Genomic DNA, 6,283 nt, shown 5'->3' on the forward strand with positions numbered 1-6,283 from the left:
ACCAAGTCCTCGGGGAGAATCCTTGCTTCTACCCACGAACCGCGATTCACGGCTAGTCGAGTACCGAGGTTTTATCCCAACGTCGGCGGGAAGTCGTCGAGAAGGTGGAAATGACCCAGACAAGTACGACCGGGACTGTTATGGAATCGCAGAGGAGCAGTATCACTACGAGACGCTCGACGGATTCGTCGGTGACGAACAGTGGCAACCAAAAATTTCGGAAGCAGTCGAGTCGCTAAACCTCGAAAGAGCGATGGAAGACCACGTTTCGGACACCGTGGTCGAACAGTTAGAAAGTCTCGGCTATGCCTAGTCGATCACTCGCCAGTGCTATCGTCCCGACACTCGATATGGCTGCCCGTCGTGGAGGTGGCATGTGACCGAAGCGACTGATGTGAGTCTCGGTGGTGAGACGGCGAAGGCGACGATTGCGAAGTTTGCGATGGCAGCAGTCGGATTCTTCGGGAGTATTCTCTTTGCACGGGAACTCGGGCCGAAGGCATTCGGTGGCTACTACTTACTGTTCAGTGTAACGAAGCTTGCGGATCGGCCCTTGATGGGCTGGGCGACCGCTAGCAAGAAACAATTTGCAGACAATGAAACGAAGCGACGAGAACTCGTCGGTGCGCAGTTCCTTTTCAACGCGGTTTGGATCCTCATTGCCACGGCGATCGGATTGCTGTTGGCCGACCGTTTTCGGTCGTACAGTGGTATCGCCATGGCACCGTTCTTGTTCGTGGTCTTGTTAGTGTCGGAGTCGAACTACGAGGCGTTCGACCGCGTATTGACGGCGAGCGGTCGAGTCGGACTTTCAACGTGGACGGATGCGCTTCGGTCGTATCTGACACTTCCGTTACAAGTTTTTTTCGTGTTCGTCCTCACTGGATACGCTGCGGACGGAATGGTGTACGGTCTAGTAGGGGCGACGGTGTTTACGTTTCCTGTTATCTTCTATTATATCGGGACGAGACCAGCGGTTCCGTCGGTCGACACGTTCTTTAGCCTCGCTCAATACGCCCGGTATAGTATCCCGACGGATTTCTTCGCTACCCTCTATAACCGGCTCGACGTGATTTTGCTGGGGATGCTATTACTGCCAGCGGCGGCGGCAAATTACGAAATCGCGGCACAGTTAACGGCTCCCGCAACGTTCGTCGCGACACTCGCGGGAAGTGGCTTGATGCCGCGCGTAAGTCGACTCCGGGCAGAAGGGAAAACTGTCGGACAGGAAGTCACGAACACGATCGCTTTTTCGAGCATTTTCGCCGTGCCGATCTTTTTCGGTGCGCTGGCGATTCCACGAGCGCTCGTCGTGACCGTGTACGGACCAGAGTACACACTTGGCGTATCACTCCTCGCCGGTATTGCGGCATACTGTGTACTTTCGACGCAGACAACGCCATTGACCCAAACGCTCAACGGTCTCGATAGGCCTGACGTGAACATGCGCGTGTCGAGTATTGCACTCATAATCAACGTGGTTATCGGGGTGATTCTCACGCTTCGGTTTGGCCCGATTGGTGTCGTTGTCGCCTCCATCGTGGCGGAGATAATCATCTACGTGTTCACTGCAGTCATCGTCAAACGACATGTACCGTCGGTGGAACTCGCACCGCGACTACTCCGTATCCAGGTCGGTGTCGGAATGGTGATGTTCTTCGTTGTCTCCGCAGTTCAACGTTTTGTCGTGGTCACATCGTGGTTTACCCTTTGCATCTTGGTTGGCCTCGGTGGGGCGACGTACATCAGCCTGCTGGCGGTCTTGAGTCGAGAAATCCGTGAGAATATCACGAGTGTATTGCGCAGTTCTCGCGCGGAAAAGTTTCTATCTGGACGCGTGCTGAAGTAGTAGTGTTGCGTTAGCTGTCGCACCAGCCGATGATTTTCGGTTGAGTAATCCTACATTGAAGATCATCATCAAGTCAGGATATAGTACAATAATGTGAGGTGTGATTTACATCCCGCTATCATAAGGCTTATGCGCGTTTTAGCAAATTCTCCACCAGATGAGCCAAGGCACCGAACAGGTCGAGGATTCCTCCACTCCTACCGATTCAGTCCTCGACCAGATAGAAGATTGGTACCACGTCCCCGTACTCGCGGTGTTGCTGGGATTCATGTTGTGGGTTCGGTTGCAGTCCTACGACAACTTCGTCAGGAACGGCGAAGTGTTCTTCTCAGGTAACGACGCGTGGTATCACCTCAGGCAAGTACAGTATACAGTCAGTCACTGGCCCGCGACGATGCCGTTCGACCCGTGGACGTACTATCCGTTCGGAACGAGCGTCGGGCAATTCGGCACGCTCTACGACCAGATCGTCGCCACAGTGGCACTGATCGTCGGATTGGGCGATCCATCGCAAAAAACGGTCGCACTAACGCTGCTGGTCGCACCGGCGGTGTTCGGCACGCTCGTCGCCGTCCCGACCTACCTCATCGGGAAGCGGTTGAACGGCCGACTCGGCGGTCTCTTCGGCGTTCTCGTGTTGGCACTCATTCCGGGCGTCTTCCTCAACCGCGGACTGGTCGGCTTCTCGGACCACAACATCGTCGAGCCGTTCTTCCAAGCGTTCGCCGTCCTGGCGATGATGGTCGCCGTCTCGGTCGCGGAACGGGAACGTCCGGTCTTCGAACTGCTCGCGGACCGTGACTTCGCGGCGGTGCGACGTCCTCTCGGCTACGGCATTCTCGCAGGAATTGCAACCGCTCTCTATCTGTGGGTGTGGCCGCCGGGCGTGCTCCTTATCGGTATCTTCGGCGTGTTCTTCCTGCTAAAGTTGACTGCGGATTACGTGCGCGGGGTCAGTCCCGACCACCTCGCGTTCATCGCGTCGGTCAGCATGAGCGTCACGGGGGTTCTCCTTTTCGTGCCGTTCGGGACCGCCACGTTCAGCGCGACGAAGTTCTCGCTCTTGCAACCGCTCATGGCGTTCGCCATCGCCATCGGTTCGGGATTCATGGCGTGGCTGGCACGCGAATGGGACGACCGCGACCTCGCGACGACCGGCTACCCGGTCGCCATCTTCGGCATTCTCCTGGTCGGCGTGCTCGTCGTCTACGTCGCCCTGCCGAACCTGTTCAACCTGATTCAGAACAATCTCGTTCGGTTCGTCGGATTCAATGCGGGCGCGGCACAGCGAACCATCGGCGAAGCGAAACCGTTCTTGAACGGTGGCCAATCGCTCACGGCGGCCGTCGTTCCGCAGTACGGCTTGATGTTCTTCACGGCAATCATCGGCGCGCTGGTGATGGTCTGGCGCGCGCTATCGGCGGACGAACACGAGGGAGAGAAGTTCCTCGTGCTCGTCTGGTCGGCATTTATCGTGGCCGCGGCGTTCACGCAGGTACGCTTCAACTACTATCTCGCGGTCCCGGTCGCGGTGCTGAACGCCTACCTCCTCGGGTGGGTGCTCGGCTTCGTCGGTATCGGCGACTCGGCCAGCGAGACGATTCGAAACGTCGAGGCGTATCAGGTGCTCGCGGTGGTCTTCGTCGTTATGCTTGTCGTCCCGGCGCTCGTCGTCCCCGTCCAAGTCAGCGGTACGCAGACGTACACCGCACAGACGGTCGGGAACAACACCGGCCCCGGTTCGGTCACCCAGTGGGAGGGTTCCCTGCAGTGGATGCAGGAGAACACCCCACAGGAAGGTAACTTGGGCGGTGCCGGAAACTCGATGAACTACTACGGCACGTACACCCAAGACGACGGCGACTTCGACTATCCGGACGGGTCGTACGGCGTCATGTCGTGGTGGGACTACGGTCACTGGATTACGGTAAACGGGGAGCGCATCCCCAACGCGAACCCGTTCCAGGAGGGTGCAACCACGGCCGCAAACTACCTCCTCGCACAGAACGAGTCGCAGGCGAACGCCGTCATCGACTCGCTCGGCGACAAGAACGAGCAGACCCGCTACGTGATGGTCGACTGGAAGATGGTCGAAACGAAGGGACGACAAGGCAACGTCAAGTTCTTCGCGCCGACAGTGTTCAACAAGAACGTCTCGCAATCGACGTTCATGGATTACATCCTGGTTCGCGGTCAGGGCAACTACGTCGTCCAGCACAAACAGGCGTACTACGAGACGCAGATGGTCCGTCTGTACAAGTACGGCGGTAGCTCGGTCGAGCCGAAACCCATCGTCCTCGACTGGGACGTCGGCACCGGGACGCAGAACGGCCAGCAGATAACGTACAAGCAGAATCCGCAGGGTCCGAACGAAACCGTCGTTCGGACGTTCGACACGATGAAAGAGGCGCGTGAGTTCGTCGCAAAGGACGGAAGCTCGCAAATCGGCGGCATCGGCCCGTATCCGAGCGAGCGGATTCCGGCGCTCCAACACTACCGCGTCGTCAAGGAGAGCAAGTCGCAGTCCACGAGCGTCTACTCGCACTATCAGGTGCTGAGCCAGCGACTGCAGCTTCTCCAGCAGGGCGGTGCTTCGGGACAGGACTTCCTGCGCACCTCGCCCGCGTGGGTGAAGACGTTCGAACGCGTCCCCGGCGCGACGGTGCAGGGAACCGGCCCGGCGGACACGACCATCACCGCCTCGGTGAAGATGAACTCCCCGACGGTGGCACGTTCACCTACACCCAGCAGGCTAAAACCGACGGTGACGGGACGTTCACGATGACGCTTCCGTACTCCACGACCGGGTACGAGAAGTGGGGCACGGAGAAAGGCTACACGAACGTCAGCGTTCGTGCGGTCGGTCCCTACGAGTTCTCGACGCCGAAGACGTTCGGCGACGACGGCATCACGTTCAAAAACGCGACGGCACAGGTCACGGAAGGTCAAGTCATCGGCGAGAACACGAACCCGGTGACCGTCTCCGTGGACCAACAGCAGACGCTTCCGGTCGGCGGCGCGAACAACTCCACCGACAACTCCTCGTCAGGTCCGGCGAACGCCGGTAACTCGACGAGCGGTAACGCGACGGCCGGAAACGGCACCGTCGGAGCCAACGACTCGACGAACAGCAGTTCGCTGCCGAGTCCCGCCGCACCGTCGACCCGTGCCGGTCTGGTCGGCACGTTCGCGGCCGCGATGGTCGTGGCGCGCCGCGACTGAAGCGCGTCGGTTGGGGTTTCGATTTCGTTTTTCCGTTCGCTTGATTCCACCCCGCCAGCCCACATTCTCATATTCGAGTGGCCCGTAGTGCCGGGCGTGACTGGTGACGAGCGAGAGCCTGCTGGTGTCGACCGCGGATGGGAATCGTTTTTTGATTCGACCGGAAACCCGGGTGCAATGCGTGGCCTGCTGACTGTCTACCTGAAAGGCGTCTGCATGGGGTCCGCCGATGCGGTCCCCGGCGTCTCCGGCGGGACGATAGCCCTCATCACGGGCATCTACGAGCGACTCATCTCGGCCGTCGCGTCGTTCGACCCGCGAATCGTGCTGAACATCCTCCGAGCGTACGACCCCGACGAACGCGCGAACGCCCGCCGAATCCTTTCCGAGATGGACATCCCGTTTCTGCTCGCACTCGGTGCGGGAATCGCAACGGCGGTCGTGGCGGTGACGGGACTGGTCACGTGGGAAAGTGAACAGCATCCCGTCCTGCTGTACGGCTTCTTCTTCGGACTCATCGCCGCGTCGGCCATCGTCCTCTACGACGAGGTGTCGGTGAGCACGCCGGGGCAGGTCGGTGCCGCCATCGCTGGCTTCGCCGTCGCCTTCCTGATAGCCGGTGCGACCGAATCGGCGACCGGTGCGACGCCCCTTCCGCTCGTCTTTCGTGACCGGGATGGTCGCCATCAGTGCGATGATCCTCCCGGGCGTGTCCGGGGCGCTCATCCTCATGCTCCTCGGTCAGTACAACTACCTCTCGGAAAGTCTGCACGGAGTCAAGGACGCGCTCGTCGGACTCGCCGACGGCGGGTCCGTCGCGGCCGTCGTCACGCCGGGGATCGTCGTCGTGACGTTTCATGGTCGGTGCCCTCGTCGGGCTGTTGACTATTTCGAAGGTCGTTGCGTGGGCACTGGAGCACTACCGAGCGGCGACGTTGACCTTCCTCGTCAGCCTGATGGTCGGAGCGCTTCGCTTCCCCGTCGAGAAGACGGTCGCGCGCGTCGACGTTCGCGTGGACGCCGACGGTCATCGGCGGGGCGCTCGTCGCCGTCCTCGTCGGCGGCGGCGCGGTGCTGTTGCTCGACCACACCACCGACGATTTGGACTACTGACCGTTCGATTTTTCGACAATAACTACTGTTAACTTACTGCATGGCATAGGGTCTCCCGAGATGACTGCAACGTACGAATGTGAGAACTGCGGCAAGCGG

At 59.7% G+C, this 6,283-nt stretch carries 1 protein-coding gene and 3 pseudogenes; all 4 read left to right on the top strand.

Annotation, left to right across the window (positions count from 1 at the left end):
* Positions 1 to 313 (top strand): annotated as a pseudogene (locus BG842_RS13255) (hypothetical protein); the annotation flags it as partial.
* A 63-nt stretch (positions 314 to 376) separates the two neighbouring features.
* Entirely contained in the window at positions 377 to 1,849 is a 1,473-nt protein-coding gene (locus BG842_RS13260) for a polysaccharide biosynthesis C-terminal domain-containing protein (RefSeq protein ID WP_069451099.1), read from the top strand.
* Positions 1,850 to 2,006: 157 nt separating this feature from the next.
* Positions 2,007 to 5,071: pseudogene (locus BG842_RS13265) on the top strand (oligosaccharyl transferase, archaeosortase A system-associated).
* Positions 5,072 to 5,248: 177 nt separating this feature from the next.
* Positions 5,249 to 6,184, top strand: a pseudogene (locus BG842_RS33145) (DUF368 domain-containing protein).
* The last annotated feature ends 99 nt before the right edge of the window (positions 6,185 to 6,283 follow it).

It is taken from the genome of Haladaptatus sp. W1 (assembly GCF_001723155.1).
In the GTDB taxonomy this organism is placed as follows: Archaea; Halobacteriota; Halobacteria; order Halobacteriales; family Haladaptataceae; genus Haladaptatus; species Haladaptatus paucihalophilus.